Genomic DNA, 18,970 nt, shown 5'->3' on the forward strand with positions numbered 1-18,970 from the left:
TAAAATTCACGATTCTGTCATGATTCTCGACCTAGTATGAAGGGACAAAGAGAGAACACAATATGACTAAAAATAATAAGCCGACCAAAATAGTGTTGGCACACATTAACGACACCCACTCATACTTTGAACCAACGTCATTACAGCTATCACTTAAAATGAATAACCACATCATTGAACCTTATGTCAGTGCTGGTGGCTTTGCTCGAATCTCAACGCGCTTTAAACAGATAGAACAAGATGCGCAACGACAAAAGGTTGGAACCTTGTTTTTGCATGCTGGAGACTGCTTCCAGGGCACCTTATACTTTTCATTATTTAAGGGAAAAGCAAACGCCGATCTGTTGAATGCTCTTAATATTGACGCCATGACGCTCGGTAATCATGAACTTGATATGGGTAACGAGCCAGTTGCAATCTTCGCCAAACGAATCAAATTCCCACTGTTGGCGGGTAACTGGAACTTATCGAATGAGGATATCAATAAAATTCATACTTTAGCGGACAACGACATTGTTAAGCCTTTCCTGACTGAAACCCGAAGTGCTTCTTTTATAACGAAAGAGTTTGATGGAGAGAAAGTTGCGATATTCGGTTTAAGCATCGACAAGATGGCGGGTATCGCTAACCCTGATATTGACACACCATTTGAAAATGCATTAGAAACGGCAAAAGCCACAATAGAGCAAATTCACCAAACGGGTATTAATAAGATCGTATTACTCAGTCACCTTGGTTATGAAGCTGATTTAGAATTAGCGGCAAACGTTACAGGCATTGGCGTGATTGTTGGTGGTCATAGTCACCGCCTGCAAGGTGACTTCTCTGATATTGGTTTAGTTAAAGATGACGATTATGGTGTGAAAGTTGGCGACACGTATGTGGTTCAATCTGGTTTTCACGCAATGAGCCTAGGGCACTGTGAAATCGAGTTCGATTCTAAAGGTAAGGTGACTCACTTTAATGGCAAAAACGAATTGCTGTTGGGGCGTCGACTGTTTATAGACGCTAAATTAAGTGAAGTAGGTCAAGACGATGCCCATGATATGGCGTGTGAGTTCTTGAACAACCACCAGAATATTGCGGTATGTAAAAAAGATCCTGAACTGCAAAGCATACTTACTGACAAATATCAGCCTAGAGTTCGAAAACTGCAGAAACAGGTTATTGCTCATGCAGATACGAAACTGCGTCATGTGCGCATTCCTGATGAAAAAGGGCCAAGCCAACTGGCACCGTTGGTTGCTCAGTCTTTCCATTACTTGATGAACGAAAAAGGTCATCAAGTAGACTTCGCTATTCACAATTCTGGCGGCGTTAGAAATTCGCTCAACAGTGGTGATGTTTCGGTTGCCGATATTGCCGGAAAACTGCTACCGTTTGCCGTACCTATTGGTGTATATGACGTAAAAGGTGAAACGATCGCGGGTATGTTAGAAGGTGCGATCAATAATGCGTTAGACAATGGCGTTGTTGGTACTGGCTCAGGTAGCTTTCCTTATACTCACAACTTGAGGTTTTGTTATCACAAAGAGGCGCCATTAGGGCACCGAATTCACCACCTAGAAATACACACTGATGAGGCTGGTTGGCAAGATGTTGATCGTGAACAGGTATACCGCGGCGCATCGTCTGCCTACACAATGAAAGGTAAAGAAGGTTATGATGCTGTATTAGATATGATAGGGAATGGTACAGTGACCACCGATTCAATGTCAGACTGTTTTATTGCGTTTCTTCAAGACAACCCAGAGTCACTTCAGCAGAGCGAAATATTGAATTGCATGGAGTGTTTTAGGTAATCCCATTTAGCCTATTTAGACGTATTATTATTGCTTAAGTAAATCTATAAAATTGGCACTGTTTATGCTTAGTTTTCCAGGTAACTTTCTGTGGAGGCAAAGCATGGATAAGAAAGATTGGTTCGACGCTGCAGCTGTTGTCGGTTGGGTGTCTGTTTGGTCTGCATTGGTGTACTTAGTACCTACTGCAGGTTTATAACTTGTCGATTTTATAACTTAACAAAGCTATAAGATGATTCGGTTTGAACGCGATTTTCAAACCACAACAACATAAGGGTTGCAGGCTTGGAATGACACTCAGTTTCAAAAATCGGTGAACCTCTTAGGGGGATTATTTGAATCAATACAAGTGTCGCTTTGATAAGCTTACAGCAATAAAAAAGGAGCCTTGTGCTTCTTTTTTATTTATTTTTAAAATTTATCTAGACGAAACAATGTTAGAGGAATATTATCCACGCGTTTGGGGAGTAGTTAGCGCAAGTTTACATATCGTCATCTCGTTAGGCCAAGAGTCTATCCGGTATGTAAAGGTGAAATCCCATATTTCACTTCAACGAGACCAACGCAATCACAATCAAGATCCGTCGTGGAGCTTGATATGTTTTGTTTGCGGAAGGTCTTTGTAAAGTTCTTCCGCCCGGAGGAATAATGAACTCAACTCAATCTCTATTATCTACCAATAGTGAATCCTTTTTTTCATCGCCAGTCATGACGACATATGCGGGCTTTTTCCTGCTGACTGTGATTCTTGTTTCTATTGATATCTATCAGACTCGCGGAGGTAATGTCACCATCAAGAAAGCGGCGATCTGGAGTGTTTTCTGGTTTGTGCTCGCATTTTTGTTCGCTGGTTCTATTTACTTGTTTTGGGACCTCTATGCGCCGAATAGTGAATACACAGCTCAAAAAGCAACCGTGTCATTCATTACCGGTTACTTGCTAGAAAAATCCCTTAGCGTAGACAACCTATTTATATTCGCGATGATATTCGCTCAGTATCAAGTTCCAGAGCACTTAAGACCGCGTGCGCTTCTTTGGGGGGTTATTGGTGCGTTGGTACTTCGTGCAATCATGATCGCGTTAGGCGCGCAATTATTAGCTGAATACCACTGGGTACTTTACGTGTTCGCTGCGTTCCTAATTGGTACAGGTATTAAACTGGCGTTAGATAAAGACGAAGAAGAGAGTATAAATACACTGCCTGAAAAGCTACTTCGTAAAGTGATGCCCGTAACCGAGGATTTCCATGGTCCTGCATTAATGGTTAAACAGGGTGCTAAATGGGCATTCACTCCAATGATGTTGGTGATCGGTGCAATTGCAGTGATGGACGTAATGTTTGCATTGGATTCGATTCCTGCGATTTTCGCCGTTACGCGAGAGCCATTCTTAGTGCTGGCTGCAAACGTTTTTGCGTTACTTGGCCTTCGTTCACTGTACTTTGTACTCCAAGGTATGATGGACAAGTTCATCTACTTGAAGCCAGCGCTTTCATTCATCATGGTCTTTATTGGTGTGAAAATGCTGCTAGTTGATAGTGAGTGGGCAATCCCTACGCATTGGTCACTTTTGGTACTTATCTCTACGATGGCCATTGCTATTATAGCGTCGATTTATGCGAAGAAACCTGCCATTGAACAAGTAAATTAAACCAAATATAACTTATCGAAAACTCGATAGTAAGTCCGTGGCCGATGAAGTGGATAATTTATTTATGTAAATTTTCTGTGACATTGGCCGCTTTGTATAGGGGGTTATTTGAACTAAATGCATGATTTTGATGTCTTATTGAATTTATAAGCATGGTGAGTGAATATGTATTCTCCCAGCTTGTTAATGGCTTGTTTTATTAGAAAAACTAATCTGAATTTTCAATTTTAGTCATTTTTTAACGGGTAAAATATCACCTATTATTCTTGTCATCAGAACGAAATACTTAAACAAGTTTATAGAGAGGCAATCATGGCTCAAGCAATGCAAATGAATACTATCGCTGTTCCTAACTCTATGGATAAGAAGACCTACTCGGTTAACTTCAAAGGATTGATTGCACACATTTTCGATATTCTTTTCGTAGACAACTCTCCACGTAGTTACTACGCAAGCGACCTATCGGGTCACATGCAGCGCGATATCGGTATCAACCGTTAATCTCAGCGTAAATGCATAGAATTAAAGAAATACAGAATTAAGAAACGCCAGCTTTTGAAGCTGGCGTTTTTGTATCTGAAATAAACTCTATCTTTTCGCAAACTAAGCTCCTGAAAGAAAAACCTAGGCATAACGGTCTGTATTTGAGCGCCAATCAATTCGCTTTGTACAAGGAGCTCGGTATGTCACACGCCAAACTCAATCCATCATTGATTAAACTTTGTTTATTTGCCTTACCGATCAGTTTGTATTCCTCAGTGTCGCTTGCACAAACCTGGAGTAATGAAGGGCAACCTGCTCAGGTGATCGAACTGTTCACCTCTGAAGGTTGTTCGAGTTGTCCGCCTGCTGATGAATACCTCAGCACTTTTGAAGAACATCCGAAACTCTGGACACAAGTTATTCCGCTCGCTTATCACGTTGACTACTGGGATTACCTAGGTTGGGGAGACAAGTTTGCCAGCAAAGCGTTCAGTCAGAAGCAACGTTTATACAAAGCTTATGGGGTAACAAGTGGCGTTTATACGCCAGGCTTCGTTGTCGACGGTAAAGAGTGGCGCGGTTATTTCAATTGGCTTGATAGAACGCTGCCTTCGCTCCCCCAACAAAATAACCCCAAGCTTACAGTCAATCATAAAGGCGACACGTTCAGTGTCAGTTATGAAGGAAAAGGGGACTATGTCGCTCATATTGCCTTGTTGGCGATGAACGAAGTCACCAGCGTTAAAGCGGGCGAGAACAGAGATAAGAAACTTGAGCACGATTTTGTCGTGGTTTACGATGGCTACCAACGTGGTGAGTCTGAATGGCAATTCAATATCGACTTCTCCCCGTTAGTTGCCACACCTGATGCAGTAGCCGTGTGGTTAACAGAGCCTAACTCGTATGAACCGGAACAAACAGTAGCAGGGTGGCTGAACTAAATTTGCGATAACTTGGTATCTGGATGTGTTTTAGAGGGGCTTAATCGCTGAAACACGGGAGAAAGGGGCGATTTAGTTACGTAATACGGCTGAAATACGTTAGTATAGCGCGCTATTATTTTAGCTTTGAGTTCCTGCAATTAATGACTAACACCACAACACCAACCAACTTTTCTGATCTTGGCTTAATTTCACCATTGATGGCTCGTCTTACCGAGCTTGAATACCAACAGCCAACGCCTATCCAAGCGCAAGTTATTCCGAGTGTGTTAGCAGGACGCGACCTAATTGCAGGCGCAAATACCGGTTCAGGTAAAACCGCGGCATTTGCACTTCCACTATTACAGCAGATCCATGAAGATGCACCTTTAGACCGTCGTTCGGGCAAAGGTAACTATGTTTCTGGCCTTATCTTGGTTCCAACACGTGAGCTTGCTAAGCAAGTTGCCGATAGCGTTAAGTCTTACGCAGTGCATTTCAACGGTGCAATTAAAACCGTTTGTGTATTCGGTGGTGTGTCGGTGAACACTCAGATGCAAGCGCTACGTGGTGGTACAGATATCTTGGTGGCAACACCAGGCCGATTGCTTGACCTGATCTCAAGCAACGCTATCAAACTCGATAAAGCAAAAACGTTAGTACTTGATGAAGCTGACCGAATGTTAAGCCTTGGTTTTACAGAAGAACTAGACGCGATCTTGAAACTTCTGCCAAGCAAAAAACAAACCTTGTTGTTCTCTGCGACTTTCCCCGAGCAAGTTAAAACGCTGACTCACGAACTACTGAATGATCCAATTGAAGTTCAACTTCAAAGTGCTAATGCGAGCACATTGGTTCAGCGTGTATTCGAAGTAGAAAAAGGTCGTAAGACAGCATTGTTAGCGCACCTGATTCAACAGCACGAATGGCGCCAAGCTCTTATCTTCGTAAACGCGAAAAACAGCTGTGAGCACCTTGCAGACAAGCTATACAAGCGCGGTATCATCGCAGAAGTATTCCACGGCGATAAAGGGCAGGGTTCACGTACTCGTATTCTTGAAGATTTTAAATCTGGCGAGATTGACGTTCTTATCGCGACAGACATCGCGGCACGTGGTCTGGATATCGAAAAGCTACCAGTAGTAATCAACTTTGATTTACCGCGTAGCCCATCAGACTACATGCATCGTATTGGCCGAAGTGGTCGTGCGGGTGAGGTTGGTCTAGCGCTATCTTTGATCGACCACGAAGATTACCATCACTTCACAATCATTGAGAAGAAGAACAAAATCCGTCTTGAGCGTGAGCAAATCGAAGGCTTTGAAGTAGATTCCGAAGCGGTTGCTGAGCTGGTTGCAGCGCTCAAACCTGTTGCGCCACCTGCTGGCACAGGCAAGAAGAAAAAGAAGAAAGCACCTAAAAACCAAGATGTTTGGTTGAGAAATAACTAATATAGAGTCAGTAAAAAATAAAATTTATAAAGGCGCTTAATTGCGCCTTTTTTGTACTTACATTTTGGCTCTGGTAATAACCTAATCTTAGCAAAAAGCCCGGTCGCTAGTTCGTAGGGTCAGATCCTCCATAAGAGATTCAGCGATTTAACGCTTTGCTCATAACCTGTTCGGGTTTTGAGCAAATTGGGTAACCGCGTGAAGACCTCGATTAAACAATTAGTGCTGGTAGCTTCATTTTTCCTGTTTACCCAACACTCTTCGAGAGCTGCTGAATTTGAGACTAAAGGGGTTAATAAAACTCTCACCGAAAACGTAGAATTATACTTAGAACCTTTGGTTGATGTTCCTGCTTCACAGCTATCGAAAACTAAGCTATCTAAACGTATTCAAGATGCGCTCAATCCTTATGGTTATTATCACCCTCAGCTAGATATCGAATTCAATGATTCTGATAACGTGATCATTAACATCGATTCTGGCCCTGTCATGCGCATCGCAGAATCGATAGTAAAAGTCACAGGCGAAGCGAGTAAAGATAAAGAGTTCATCAACATACTCAATCATAGCAAGTTAGGCTCAGGTTTAACTTTGTCTCATCAAGAATACGACCATACTAAGCGTGCGATTTTTTCTTTAGCGAAGCGGAAAGGTTATTTTGACGGTAGGTTTATCGAGTCAAAGATTGAAGTTATTCCCAGCGAGAACATCGCCAACATTTACCTGCACTTTTCAAGTGGGCCACGATACAAGTTTGGTTCTATAAGTATTCCAGATGATGGCGTTGATCCTACCCGTATCGAGAAAATACCAACTTTCAAAAAAGGTGACGACTTTGACACCATCAAGTTAGGTGAACTGCAATCCGATTTGTCTGACACTCAATGGTTTCGAAGTGTCATCGTACATGGTGACTTTGATAAGCTTGATGACAACCTAGAAGTTCCAATTGATATCATTGCCGAGCCAAGTTCTCGTAATATTGTGCAGGTGGGTGGCGGTTATTCTACCGATCTCGGTTTACGAGCCTCGCTCAGTTGGTCAAAGCCTTGGTATAACCGAAGAGGCCATAGCTTTGAAACACAGACATATTTGTCTGAACAAGAGCAATCACTGCAGTTGGGGTACAAAATCCCAGCGGAAAAGGTCACAACTGATTACTTTGGTATTCAGTTTGAATCGAAACGAATTGATCATCGAGACACCAATAGTCTTACAAACGATCTTAAGTTCGAACGTTACTGGCAATTAGATAGTGATTGGCAAAGCACCATTTACGTCAAGTACTTGCACGAACAGTACATTCAGGCGTCTGAGGAAGACCAATCGCAATTGTTGCTACCTGGCATCAGCTTCTCTCAGGTTGATCGTAAAAATGATCAATTGGAGATTAATCATCGACACATCTATTCTATTGAATATTCTGACCCTAATCTGTTCTCTGATTCAAGGCTGTTGCGGTTGGAAGGAAACAGTGTAGTTTCGTGGGATATTAGTGATAATCAGAAGCTCCATTTCCGTTCAAACGTTGGCATTAACATTGCGAAATCATTGTTGGACGTACCGTCTTCACTGCGTTATTTTGCTGGTGGTGATGGAAGCTTAAGAGGTTATGGTTATGAATCGATTTCTCCGAAAGACGATAACGGCGAACTAACCGGCGCGCGCTACATGTTAACGGCAGGCCTTGAATATCAGCATCAGGTGTATCAGTCAATTTGGATGGGCGCGTTTCTCGATGTTGGTGATGCGTTTGACGATGAAGCAGATTGGAAGCGTGGCACAGGCCTTAGCTTGATTTGGAAATCACAATTCATTCCTGTAAAACTCGATTTTGCATACGGTTTAGATGCCCCTGAAGGTGATGAGTTTCGTATTCACTTTTCTTTGGGTACTCAATTCTGATGCTCGTACTTTGTTTGAGCTCTCGCTAATGGGTATTCAAGCCAATTAAAGAGTCGAATCCAGAGTTGAAAGTCGGTATTTATCAACGGCAGGAGGATGTGGGCATACTTACGATGCGGACCTACTAAACTACGTTAGAATGGTCAATAACGTGGACAATAGAACCATTACACCAAGCATGTAAGATTAGTTTTTCTTCAGACAAAGAAACCGCGCATGTGACGCGGTTTCTTTGTTTTATGGTTCAGAGATTAGTTTACAGAGTTTTGCTCTAGCTAAGACAAGCATTCAGCCATTGGATTACAGCTCAAACTCGCCGTTCATTTTTCGAAACAACCAATCCGGAAATTTATTCAATGGACTGTAGTTTGGGCTCTTTGTGTGTGTTTGTTCGCCTGAAATCCAAATAGTCTCGCCTGATTGGGCTCGCGAAACAGCCCAGAACAAATCCTCTTTCTGACGCGTTAAGTAGTGTGTCACTTGCTTCGCAAACTCTTCACTCTCAATCAACACACCAAACTCAACGTTCAAAAAGTCTGATCTTGGATCGAAGTTAGAAGAGCCAATATAGGTCACTCGTTCATCTAAAATGACGGTCTTGTTATGGTAGTAGGTATCAACATGAAAGTAGTGATCATCATTGATAGCTTGGCTTTTGTACTCATAGATACTTACGCCTCTGTCGAGTAAAGTCTCACGGTGTTTTTCGTAATACGCTGGCACAAAGCCTGAATCATTGGAAGCAGATGAGTTGGTTAGTAAGGTTACTTCAGCTTGGTTCTCTCTAAGCGCACCGACAAACACAAACTGGTTATCGCTTGGCACCATATAAGGCGTAGAAATTATAGCCTTAGATGGGGTCGCTACTTTTTGCTTCATTAAGTACTCTGTACGTTGACGAAAGTAGGGTTTGTTGTCATCGAGCTTCTTTAACGAATCAAATAGAGGAGTAACCGATGCTTCAATAAAGTTTGGTTCACCTAGGTGATTTATCTGTTTCTCAACATCGAACGTGATCTGTTCTTTATTCTTTTCGCCATTGTTCATTGCTTTAATAAATGCTTTGTATTGACCTTTGACTTTAATTCGTTCTTGAATTGGCACAACATATTCGCTCTCCCAAAGTGCTTGGTAGTTGCGATCGAAAGACGCTATTACCGTACCTCGAAATAGAACGTCCATATCAAAGAAATTGGCATTTTCGCTATAACCAAAGTAATCATTACCGATGTTTCTTCCGCCCAAAATCATCGATTGATGGTCAACATTGAAGTACTTCTCGTGAAGTCGATTATCCAGTCGCTTTTGGTGAGTCGAGAAGTTGAACGCACGGCCAACCCAGCCAGCTTTACGTGACTCAAAAGGGTTAAACAGTCGAATCTCAATATTGGGGTGTGAGTCCAATTCCGCTAACCATTTATCATTAAAAACCAGTAGGTCATCTAAGGTCAGTCGGATGTGAACCTCACGATCCGCTGCTTGCTTTAGCTCGTTTAGAAGCATCAAACCTAGCGTGTCACGTTCCCAAGAGAAGTAAGTCATATCTATCGAATGTTGTGCTCGGCGAACGAGGTCGATACGACGAGCGAAGGCTTCTGGCGCAGAAGGAATCAAATACACTTCTGCTTGGTGTTCGGTGCTTTGCCAGTTTGCTTCGAAGTCTGTTTCAACATCGGGGTAAGGTTGGGCACATCCTGTGACCAAAGCAATTAACATCATTGTGCATGCTGTTTTTAGTTTGCTAAGTGTCATAACTAACCTGCGTTTGAGCGTAAAATTGGATATAAAAACGGCCAGCGAGCTGGCCGTTAAAGTAGGAGGGGGGGAATATGTTTAGTTTAGGTACCAGTCCCAAGGCATAAGACCTTGCTCTGTTAGACCCGTTAAGCGACCTTCACGAAGCTTAGGATCAACACCTGGGTTTGTGACATAGTCCCAGTCATAGGTTGTGTTATCGCTAAAGCCTTGAGATTCGATAACTAATACATTGTCGGCAGAATCGCTGTACTGGTAGTTAGTGAATAGTTCTTCGCTAAACCATAGGCGTGACATTTCGTTCATTAATGCCTTCTCATTACTTGTTGGGTGAATCTCACTACCGTCAAAACGTACAGCTTTGTTGAACATAAATGGTAGTTCTGAACCGTTACATGCACCGCTGATGCAACCAATCGTTTTGAATAGATCAATGATTGACAGTTGGTCGTATTCGCCTGTTTCTTCATTTAGAGCTGTTTTAAAGTTCCACATGTTAAAACTTGGTTTGTGCTCAAAGTAGTATAACGTTGCTTGTACTTCGCTGTTTGCTGCCATATAACGAGCAGGGCCATTGAATAGTGTGTCATTTAGCAAGGTTTTAAATTGCTTCATGTTCGCTGTTGCGTCGCCCAGAGTTGCTTCTGAGTTAGGGTAAAAATCAGTTAGAGCCAGAATGTCTTGGGTTTGTTGGTGGCTAGTTATATCAACAATGTCGACCAAGCAACCTAAGGTACCCGCAATATCACTGGTATCAATGCATCCAGTCATTTCAAGTAGATCTCCTTCTAGCTTGGCACCATAAAATAAACTCGTTACAGCGCTGTAAGCGCTGCTTGGCAATACAAGCTCTGCTGAAACTTCATCACTTGCTCGCTCAGATAGTTTTTGCTGAAGAAGAACGATGTTGTTTTGATCTTCTAACCAGTTAACCATTGCAAGTGCAAGCTGTGCTGGCTCTTCGTTAGTAAGCAGTTCAGGCTCATCATTTGCTAGTAGTTCAATGACTGTCGGAATCAAGAACGTTGTAGTAAAGAGCATGCCAAAGCTGTTCGCTTCATGTGCATTTTCACCGAGGACAGTAGGTACTGAGAAGCCTGCTTGTATTGGTGATTCTGCTGATTCGCTACAGCTACCAAGTAAGCTAGTTTTTTCACACAAGATGTAGGGAGCAAAAGGCATCAGGTTTGACATTGGAGTTTCATCTGCTGCTGGGCTCAGAATTGGGATTTGCAAAGAACCTAACAACCAATTTTTTAGCTGTTCAATACCATTCAAAGCTGTTTCTTGCGACGCCATGATCTCGTCGATCGAAGTGTTTGCATCAAAATCATTGTTGCGGTCCTTAGCCACGTCATAGCTAGCGTACTCAAAACCATACGGGTTGCTCTGCATGATGGAACGTTGGAAATATTGACCTGCGATATCGTCATCTTGCTGCAAGAAACCAATAGACATAGCACCTGAGCCTTGCCCAATAACGGTTACATTTTGAGCATTACCACCGAAATCGGTAATATTATTGTGTACCCACTCTAAGGCGCGCTTTTGGTCACCTAGGCCATAGTTGCCATCTTCGTTTGCGCCTTTAATCCATTGAGTACCTAACTGACCAAGACGGTAGTTCAAGCTTACATAGATGAAAGGCTTACCATCGTCGCTTCCTTGAGCAACCACGGTATCACCGTGCACAAGTGCTTCAGAACCTGAGCCATATTCAAAGTCACCGCCGTGGATGAATACATAAACCGGTAGATCTGCATCAGCATCTAAGTCTACTGGACGCCAAATGTTAAGGTTCAAACAGTCTTCAGATTGTGTCTGTGAAACGGTCTTCAATTGAGGGCAAGCATCACCAAACGCAGTCGCATCAATGTCAGTCCCAAGATCGATAAGTTCACTGTGCTCAAAGCGCTCTGCCTCAGCAAATTTAATACCTTTAAAAGACTCAACAGAAGTCAGTTTGTTGTCTTCGGTATTTGAAGTAATAACCAGTTCTTCTTTGGTCGCTTTAATCGTTACGTCACCGATTTGAGCGGTAAAAGGTTCAACAGGTGCCGGAACTAGCGGTTCTGGTTTGTCTGGCAATGGAACTGTAGGGGCAGTATCAGTATCGCAACCTGCTAACGCAGCAGCAATAGTAAGGGCGATCGTAGAGCGGTATGCAATAGTCATAAAAAGAGTTTCCACAATAGTATTCGGCGTAGTCTGTTTAATCGTCATCTACGTAGATAACAGAGCTACAAAATTTCTTATTAAGAACAACCTAGTTTTAAGGTTAGGCTGGTATCCCAAGCTCAGTGACTAGAATCGGTAGCCAAGATTCAGCGTTACAGCCGAACGAGTTTCACCTTTGTTGTACAACACGGTCATGTTGTAATGCTTGCCGATCTGTTTGTTAACCCCTGTTAGGAATGCCCACTGATCGATGTCGACACCAACGTCATAATCAAATTCGATGTCATCAGTTTTTACAGTGCCTTGCATACGAGAATTTAAACCTTGGTATTCAGCGCCAACGAAAAACTGAGCTCGATAATCGACTAATTGATAACCCAACATAGGTTGAACCGTAACAATGCCATCGCCCCAATCATCCATTCCTTTCAGGCGTGTTTGTGAATAGGTACCTGTGACTGAGGCAAAGAACTCTTTGTAACCAACAGATAATGTGGTGCCCGCACCGCGTAAGTCATATTCAAGATGAAGTGGTACATTCAAACGGCCACTGTTACATAAGGCAGAGACACCTTCGCAAAGTGCGTTACCTAGCCCAGGTAATTTGTCATTGAGTTTGTCTTTTAGGTATTCACCTGCTGCGCCGGTATAAGCCGCATCCACATTCGCATCAACGTTTACCTTTCCTACATATCCGAATACATTCCAGAATGGCAGGATATTAACGTCACCACGTATAGAAAGACTCTCAGCCTTAACCGTCGCAACGCTATCTTCAGGATCAAATAAGTCGTTCAAGCGAACACCACCAATCACGTAATCAGTCATTGGAATGTCCATGTCTTGGTTGCGATAAGCCACTGATACGCCGAATGGAAGAGGTAAATCAATGCCTTGACGTCGTACCATGTCACCCATTAACGGAAAAACTCGGTCTAGCTTGACGCTCGCTTCTAACATTCTTGGGTCTGATACTTCTTGAAGCCTCGCTTCGTTGACCACTTGTACGCCGTTATCCTCTTCATAAAACGCGACTGGTTCGATGATGCTCGTCATCTTCATTGGCTTGTTCTTGGTTGTACCAACCACTTCAGTTGTTTTATTTGCGATGACTAACTTATCCGTCGGTAAAGTGTGAAACTCAATCTCTTGCTTATAGCTTTCTACCTTGTAGGTATGGTGTTTGAACGGCTTGTCATTGCTGATCAGCATTCGTTTTGGTTCACCGTCGACTAACTCAATGTCGACATTCAAAAAACGGAAATATGCGATATCTTGAGGGAGTCCATACTTCGAATAATCGAAGCTGATGATTACTTTGTTATCGTCGATTTCTTTTACTCGAACCGAAGATGAATCAAAGCTTTCTGCATAGTGACGTAAGCGATATTCGGTACGTGTGAAGGCTTCTATTTCATCGAGTAGGTTTTCGTTATCATCCAGCTCATCTGGGTTATATTTGATACGAAGGTCGATGTTGCCTTTAGTGTCGGTGTTCTTGACGAGGTAGACGCTTGAGTCACGAACATCATCACCAACTTGCAGTGTACGATGTGCGTGTTCAACTAGGTGCTGACCTTGTACTAGTGAGCTTATTGCTAGCTTTGGCAAGTCATGACTTATGCCATATTTGTCAAACAGTACTCGACCTTGCTCTTTGACTTCGGTGTAAGTCTTGGTTTTTGCTGCTGACGCAAAAGTGGGAGTAATAAGTAATAGGGCGCTCGCTAACACAGAAAGAGTATGGGTCTTACAGGCGCTGGTGCGTATTTCAAAAAAACTCATGACGGTTTCCACGCTGAGTGGCCTCAAACCTTCGAGACTCAAACAGTCGATGTAATACTGAACGTCGTGTTCAGTTGTTATGTATTTATCCGTTAGGATTGCTAGTGTGAATGTCGCGACTAAAAATGCATTGCGTCAATCAATGAGAGGATTTTAAGAGGAGGTGGCAGATCGCGTTAATCGCGTTTGATGGACGCTATCCTACTTTAATGAATAACTACTCTAACATTCTGATTTATATGATTTTTATAAGATAAAAAACGGCCTGCTAAGTAAAATGCTGGGCAGGCCGTATTGTTGAAGTGGTTTATGTATTGAGCTTTAAGCGGTGACCTTCACCCTAAATAGATCAGTAAACAGCTTGGCTATCATTAAAATGATTAAGATATTAACCAACATTAATAGCGGTGTTTCAATTTGGTAAACGGGCGTAAGGTTGAGAGCTCCAGATGTCAGTACGACTAACAAATTAACACCTAGTATTCGATGCACCATGAGTTTAGGCGTGGCGAACACTTTCCATATCACCATAATGTTAAGGAAGTAGAATAGACCGAGCGCCCATAACTCCGTCATTGAGGGCATCACAAAGATGTACTGCAACAGAATCACCGATCCTGTGCCCAATACACCATAGAAGGCATCCTTAATAACGCTTGGTGGCATTGTCGGCACCATAGAAGAGAATACACCGGCTAACATAGGAAAGATAACCCCGCCCGGCACTGGAAGATAAATCCAAATCAATAGTGATGTGATAAACATCGACACGCCTTGCAGCACTTTGCGCCCATCTTCATTCAAATGTTCAACAAACGTGCGATGAGCATGATGCCAAGAAACTTCTTTATGATCGCCCATTACATTGAGTTCGCCTTCAACAAGAGATTGTTCTGGTGTTAAGACATCGAACGTCTTCAAGTTCTTAATAATAACCGACCACTGGATACCCAAGTTAGGTTCACTGTTACTTTGTTTGATTAATGCATCTTGGATATGCGCCATTTCATCGATACGCAAACGCCATGTTTGGATGTTCTCTTTAAGATGATAACTTCCGGTCAGTGGTAAATCTAAAAGTTGATACAGCTTATCAATATTTGCGGTGTTGCTTTCAAGTGCGGCAATATCGATGTCGTCTGATTTTTCCATTGCATCTAACAACGCTTGTTTACTTGTTTCGAAACGTTGTACAAAGTTGAGCTCAGTATTCACAGGCCACACGATGCGATACACAAAAGAGAAGACCACAACTCCTAGTAGTGTCTCTTGAAGCCTAAGAACAGCAAAGTGAAAGGTGGTTTGGCTATCAAACCCGCCCATGCATGAAACAATTGAACACACGGCAAATCCAATTGAAAAGATATAACCGTACTTCTCGTCGTTCGACATGAAGATACACACCCCAAGGAACAGCGTAAAAAATGCTAGAAACAAGAAACGATCTTGAGAAAACATGGCGATAAGGAAAAAGGCATAACCGGTCCCTAACAAGGTTCCCATTAACCGGTTATGGCCTTTGTTTATTGAATGGGCGAAGCTTTCGTTCAATGTCATCACTGCAACGGCTATCGCAGCCCAATAGGGTTTTTCCCAGCCAAACCACAACGCTAGGCAGATTGCGATAACGATAGACAGTGCGGCTTTAATCGCGTCTTTAGTCGATGCAGTGAACATTAGAACCACCTAGCTATTTTTGATTATTTTAATCGAGGCAGTCATACCAACACGCAGTTGTACGTCCTCAGGTATTTTGTCTAACTTAACTTTGATAGGAATGCGTTGAGCGAGACGTATCCATTGGAAATTTGGATTCACATTTGGCAATAAATCATTACCAGTGCTGCCGTCTTGCTTGGCAATACCAAAGCCAATACTTTTGATATGTCCTTCTAGTTGAACATTGTTGTGCATCATTAAGGTCACATAGGCAGTGTCCTGAACGTCGACGCCGACTAAATCAGTCTCTTTGAAATAACCTTCAATCCAAAAGCTATCTTCATCAATTAGCGCAACCACAGGTGAATTTGCGACGACTTGAGAACCCACGCGTAGGGTCAGGTTAGTAATATAGCCGTTAGTAGGTGCATATACCTTGGTGTACTCAAGGTTAAGATGTGCTTCTTCTACGTTAGCTTTTGCCAGTTCGACATTCGCGGCGCTTGTTTCTACCGCGTTGTTTAAGTTGTTTAGAGTGAGCACGGGCACGGCACCGGGCGTTCTTTTCTCTAAATTCAAGGCGCGTTGTTCTTCATTTTTGGCTTTGGCGAGTAGGGCAAACGCTTGTTTTTGTGTGGCAAGTGCTTTTCTGTAGGTCGCCTTGTAAATACTCGGATCGATTTCAAAAAGAAGATCGCCTTTTTTCACTTTAGAGTTGTCTTCGACATGTACTTCAATCACTTGACCCGTTACTCGAGGTGTAATCGAGACAATATAAGCACTCACTTGCCCGTCTCTGGTCCACGGGTTACTTGAGTACGACTGGTAATAGCTATAAACCACAGTTCCCGCAGCAGCCAATAATAAAAGTGTGATGAGATAACGTTTGATCAAAGTAAGTGCCTCAAAAAATGGTAATAAAATGGCCGATAGCGCCAGTAAAAATCACGATCAAGCTCAGTTCTGCTATTGCAGGAAAGGCGACGTACTTATGAAGGCCAAACCTGGTAGCGATTGACCCTGTTAGCATTGTCAATATGTAAGCCAGTGCGATAACCAATAACAGCGGTGGGAAGTAGACTTCACCCCACACAAGTTCATGTGGCATTGTGTTCATGGTTCTTTTCTCTATTTGTTTGATGAATACAAAGATAACGGAATTCGATTTATTGTGATAATCGCGTATAGAGGACCGGATCCATCAAAAAATCGACTTTACTAGGTAGCTATGCCAGCCATGTCTTTCTTTAGTATCGCAAGCCATTAGAACAAGGCCAGGTAGGTTACCGTTCAGGGTTTAAAAACAATTAATCGCAATTTATTTCGAAAATAACTCATTTCTGCTGGTGCCAGATTAATGCAGTTAAAACAACGACTTTAGAAGTAAATTACGCTTTAAGAGTTATCCAAATAGTCAAAGTGATGATCTGATCCATCAAATGAGATTACATATTAAAACCTTTTGTTCTTAATATTCGGTTCGAAGCAACGAGATGCTTTATTTATTTTTAATAATCCAACAAATATCATTATTAAGTTATTCGTTAGATTATTTACTCCTTATATTTAGTAACAAGAGTAAATTTGTCATGGACATTATTTCTAATCTGTTTGACATGGCACCATTTGTCGCACTATTTATTACACTCTCATTGGGTTATATGGTTGGTAAAATTACTATCGGCCGATTTGTTTTAGGCGGGGTAGCCGGAACATTATTAATGGGTGTAATTATTGGGCAATTTGGTGTTCAGATTGATCCCGGCGTAAAAAGTATTTTCTTTGCGCTCTTTATTTATGCTGTGGGTTATCAAGGCGGCGCGCAATTTTTTAAAGCCCTTAACTTCAGAACCATTAACATTCTGCTCTCTGCGGTTGTTATGACGGTTTCAGGCTTATTGTGTGTGCTTGCTGCCGCGTGGTTATTTGATCTAGATAGAGGTACAGCTGCAGGTCTAGCGGCTGGTGGCTTAACTCAATCCGCGATCATTGGTACTGCAGGCGATGCGATTGCACGTTTAGGCGGCGTATCTGAAGAAGCCAAACACCTGATGCAAACAAACGTAGCGGTTGGTTACGCGGTAACATACATCTTTGGTTCTTTAGGACCAATCTTGATGGTGACTTGGGTATTCCCAACACTGATGAAATGGGACATTCGAGCTGAAGCGATAGCCCTAGAAGAGAAAAACTCTAACGGCAAACGCGATTTAGCAGAAGGCGAATTTAACGCAGTCACCGCTCTAGTGACACGTGCTTTTAAAGTAACTCACGACGATAAATTGGTTGGGAAAACGCTAGCACAACTGAATCAATCATCACTTGCTGCGTGTATCGAACTTATTGAGCGCGATGGAAAAGAGCTAAGTGCAGACAAGTTCACTGCGCTTAAAGCCGGCGACCTTGTTGTGGTTACCGGCCGTAGAAATGCGGTTCATGAGCTACAGAGCAAGGCACAAAGCAATGAAGTAGCATTACCGGAAAGCTATGAAGTTATTGAAGAAAATCGTCAACTTATCGCTGATAACCGCAAGCTAATAGGTCGCTCGCTAAAAAAAATCAAAGACAGCTCAAACGAACGCTCATTCCGTGGCGTGTATGTGACAGACTACATGCGTGCAGGTACTTCAGTGGCGATTACTGAAGACCTTATTGTTGAGAAGAACGATGTTATCCAGCTAACGGGTACCGCTCAAGACATTAACCGAGTTGAAAAATACATCGGTAAGCGCATGGGTTCTGCGACTATGACTGACTTCATCGTACTGGGTTTCGGTATGGTGTTGGGCCTTCTTATTGGCTTAATTAGCTTCAAGATTGCAGGCATTCCCGTCACGATTGGTTCTGGTGCAGGTTGTTTGATCTCTGGTTTACTTGTTGGTTGGTTACGTAGCCGAAACCCACATGTGGCTCAGTTCCCAGTGGGTGCAGCAAACTTCATTCGTGACTTTGGTCTAGCGGCATTTGTAGGTATTGTTGGCCTACAAGCAGGCCCTCAAGCGGTTGATACCATCAAAGAACACGGAATGTCACTTCTGTTCTTGGGTATGGCAGTCACCATCATTCCACAGATTATTTCATTCTTCTTCTCGTACTTTGTGTTGAAGATCAAGAACCCAGTAGAAGCTTTAGGTTGTGTGACTGGTGGTCGAAGTGCAAACCCAGCATTCGCAGCATTGATGGAGAAAACAGGCAATGCAACGCCAGTATTTTCGTTCACCGTGACTTACGCTGTAGCCAACGTGTTACTGACTCTATGGGGACCAATTATCGTCGGCATTATTACCGTTAATGCGGGTATGTAATTGAACCTAAGAATTCATTACAGATTTAAAAGACACTAAAAAATTATCACCTTATTAAAAGACCTGCCCAATAACGA

13 protein-coding genes are annotated in these 18,970 nt (G+C 42.6%); 7 read left to right on the forward strand and 6 right to left on the reverse strand.

Going from position 1 to position 18,970, the window contains the following annotated elements; genetic code table 11:
* Window positions 1–62 precede the first annotated feature (62 nt).
* From IQO02_RS14605 to IQO02_RS14630, 6 genes are all read left to right on the forward strand, one after another.
* Window positions 63–1,802 carry a bifunctional metallophosphatase/5'-nucleotidase gene (locus IQO02_RS14605; protein ID WP_016767452.1) on the forward strand — a complete coding sequence of 580 codons (1,740 nt, stop codon included), beginning with the start codon at window positions 63–65 and terminating at the stop codon, window positions 1,800–1,802.
* A gap of 648 nt (window positions 1,803–2,450) precedes the next feature.
* The gene (locus tag IQO02_RS14610; RefSeq protein WP_016793680.1) at window positions 2,451–3,452 is read left to right on the forward strand and encodes a TerC/Alx family metal homeostasis membrane protein; all 1,002 of its coding nucleotides are present in this window, start codon (window positions 2,451–2,453) and stop codon (window positions 3,450–3,452) included.
* Between the two features lie 312 nt (window positions 3,453–3,764).
* Window positions 3,765–3,953: a hypothetical protein gene (locus tag IQO02_RS14615; protein WP_010429554.1), complete on the forward strand. Its 189-nt coding sequence runs from the start codon at window positions 3,765–3,767 to the stop codon at window positions 3,951–3,953.
* 182 nt (window positions 3,954–4,135) lie between these two features.
* Window positions 4,136–4,876, forward strand: a complete 741-nt coding sequence (locus tag IQO02_RS14620) for a DUF1223 domain-containing protein (protein WP_016793681.1) — start codon at window positions 4,136–4,138, stop codon at window positions 4,874–4,876.
* A gap of 143 nt (window positions 4,877–5,019) precedes the next feature.
* A complete protein-coding gene (locus IQO02_RS14625) occupies window positions 5,020–6,306 on the forward strand; it encodes a DEAD/DEAH box helicase (RefSeq protein ID WP_016785217.1) in 1,287 nt (428 codons plus the stop codon).
* A 186-nt stretch (window positions 6,307–6,492) separates the two neighbouring features.
* Window positions 6,493–8,211: an autotransporter assembly complex protein TamA gene (locus IQO02_RS14630; RefSeq protein ID WP_016796776.1), complete on the forward strand. Its 1,719-nt coding sequence runs from the start codon at window positions 6,493–6,495 to the stop codon at window positions 8,209–8,211.
* A 300-nt stretch (window positions 8,212–8,511) separates the two neighbouring features.
* On the opposite strand, the gene IQO02_RS14635 is transcribed toward IQO02_RS14630, so the two are convergent.
* From IQO02_RS14635 to IQO02_RS14660, 6 genes are all read right to left on the reverse strand, one after another.
* Complete coding sequence (locus IQO02_RS14635; protein WP_016796513.1) at window positions 8,512–9,963, reverse strand: phospholipase D family protein; 1,452 nt, start codon at window positions 9,961–9,963, stop codon at window positions 8,512–8,514.
* Between the two features lie 81 nt (window positions 9,964–10,044).
* Window positions 10,045–12,141 (reverse strand): carboxylesterase family protein, encoded by a 2,097-nt coding sequence (locus tag IQO02_RS14640; protein ID WP_016796777.1) that lies wholly within the window; start codon window positions 12,139–12,141, stop codon window positions 10,045–10,047.
* A 129-nt stretch (window positions 12,142–12,270) separates the two neighbouring features.
* The gene (locus IQO02_RS14645) at window positions 12,271–13,929 is read right to left on the reverse strand and encodes a hypothetical protein (protein ID WP_010429568.1); all 1,659 of its coding nucleotides are present in this window, start codon (window positions 13,927–13,929) and stop codon (window positions 12,271–12,273) included.
* Window positions 13,930–14,250: 321 nt separating this feature from the next.
* A complete protein-coding gene (locus tag IQO02_RS14650; RefSeq protein WP_102282493.1) occupies window positions 14,251–15,606 on the reverse strand; it encodes an FUSC family protein in 1,356 nt (451 codons plus the stop codon).
* Between the two features lie 9 nt (window positions 15,607–15,615).
* Complete coding sequence (locus IQO02_RS14655; protein WP_016785222.1) at window positions 15,616–16,482, reverse strand: HlyD family secretion protein; 867 nt, start codon at window positions 16,480–16,482, stop codon at window positions 15,616–15,618.
* Between the two features lie 10 nt (window positions 16,483–16,492).
* A complete protein-coding gene (locus IQO02_RS14660; protein WP_010429574.1) occupies window positions 16,493–16,705 on the reverse strand; it encodes a DUF1656 domain-containing protein in 213 nt (70 codons plus the stop codon).
* 472 nt (window positions 16,706–17,177) lie between these two features.
* Here IQO02_RS14660 and aspT point away from each other — a divergent pair, with 472 nt between their 5' ends.
* Window positions 17,178–18,893 carry an aspartate-alanine antiporter gene (aspT, locus tag IQO02_RS14665; protein ID WP_016792029.1) on the forward strand — a complete coding sequence of 572 codons (1,716 nt, stop codon included), beginning with the start codon at window positions 17,178–17,180 and terminating at the stop codon, window positions 18,891–18,893.
* Window positions 18,894–18,970 lie beyond the last annotated feature (77 nt).

The organism is Vibrio sp. OPT24 (genome assembly GCF_015163545.1).
GTDB classification, from domain to species: domain Bacteria; phylum Pseudomonadota; class Gammaproteobacteria; order Enterobacterales; family Vibrionaceae; genus Vibrio; species Vibrio cyclitrophicus.

What these genes read in the sequence shown, in the direction of transcription:
- IQO02_RS14605 (WP_016767452.1), top strand. Translation starts at nt 63, where the DNA reads ATGACTAAAAATAATAAGCCGACCAAAATAGTGTTGGCACACATTAAC.
- IQO02_RS14610 (WP_016793680.1), top strand. Translation starts at nt 2,451, where the DNA reads ATGAACTCAACTCAATCTCTATTATCTACCAATAGTGAATCCTTTTTT.
- IQO02_RS14615 (WP_010429554.1), top strand. Translation starts at nt 3,765, where the DNA reads ATGGCTCAAGCAATGCAAATGAATACTATCGCTGTTCCTAACTCTATG.
- IQO02_RS14620 (WP_016793681.1), top strand. Translation starts at nt 4,136, where the DNA reads ATGTCACACGCCAAACTCAATCCATCATTGATTAAACTTTGTTTATTT.
- IQO02_RS14625 (WP_016785217.1), top strand. Translation starts at nt 5,020, where the DNA reads ATGACTAACACCACAACACCAACCAACTTTTCTGATCTTGGCTTAATT.
- IQO02_RS14635 (WP_016796513.1), bottom strand. Translation starts at nt 9,963, where the DNA reads ATGACACTTAGCAAACTAAAAACAGCATGCACAATGATGTTAATTGCT.
- IQO02_RS14640 (WP_016796777.1), bottom strand. Translation starts at nt 12,141, where the DNA reads ATGACTATTGCATACCGCTCTACGATCGCCCTTACTATTGCTGCTGCG.
- IQO02_RS14645 (WP_010429568.1), bottom strand. Translation starts at nt 13,929, where the DNA reads ATGAGTTTTTTTGAAATACGCACCAGCGCCTGTAAGACCCATACTCTT.
- IQO02_RS14650 (WP_102282493.1), bottom strand. Translation starts at nt 15,606, where the DNA reads ATGTTCACTGCATCGACTAAAGACGCGATTAAAGCCGCACTGTCTATC.
- IQO02_RS14660 (WP_010429574.1), bottom strand. Translation starts at nt 16,705, where the DNA reads ATGAACACAATGCCACATGAACTTGTGTGGGGTGAAGTCTACTTCCCA.
- aspT (WP_016792029.1), top strand. Translation starts at nt 17,178, where the DNA reads ATGGACATTATTTCTAATCTGTTTGACATGGCACCATTTGTCGCACTA.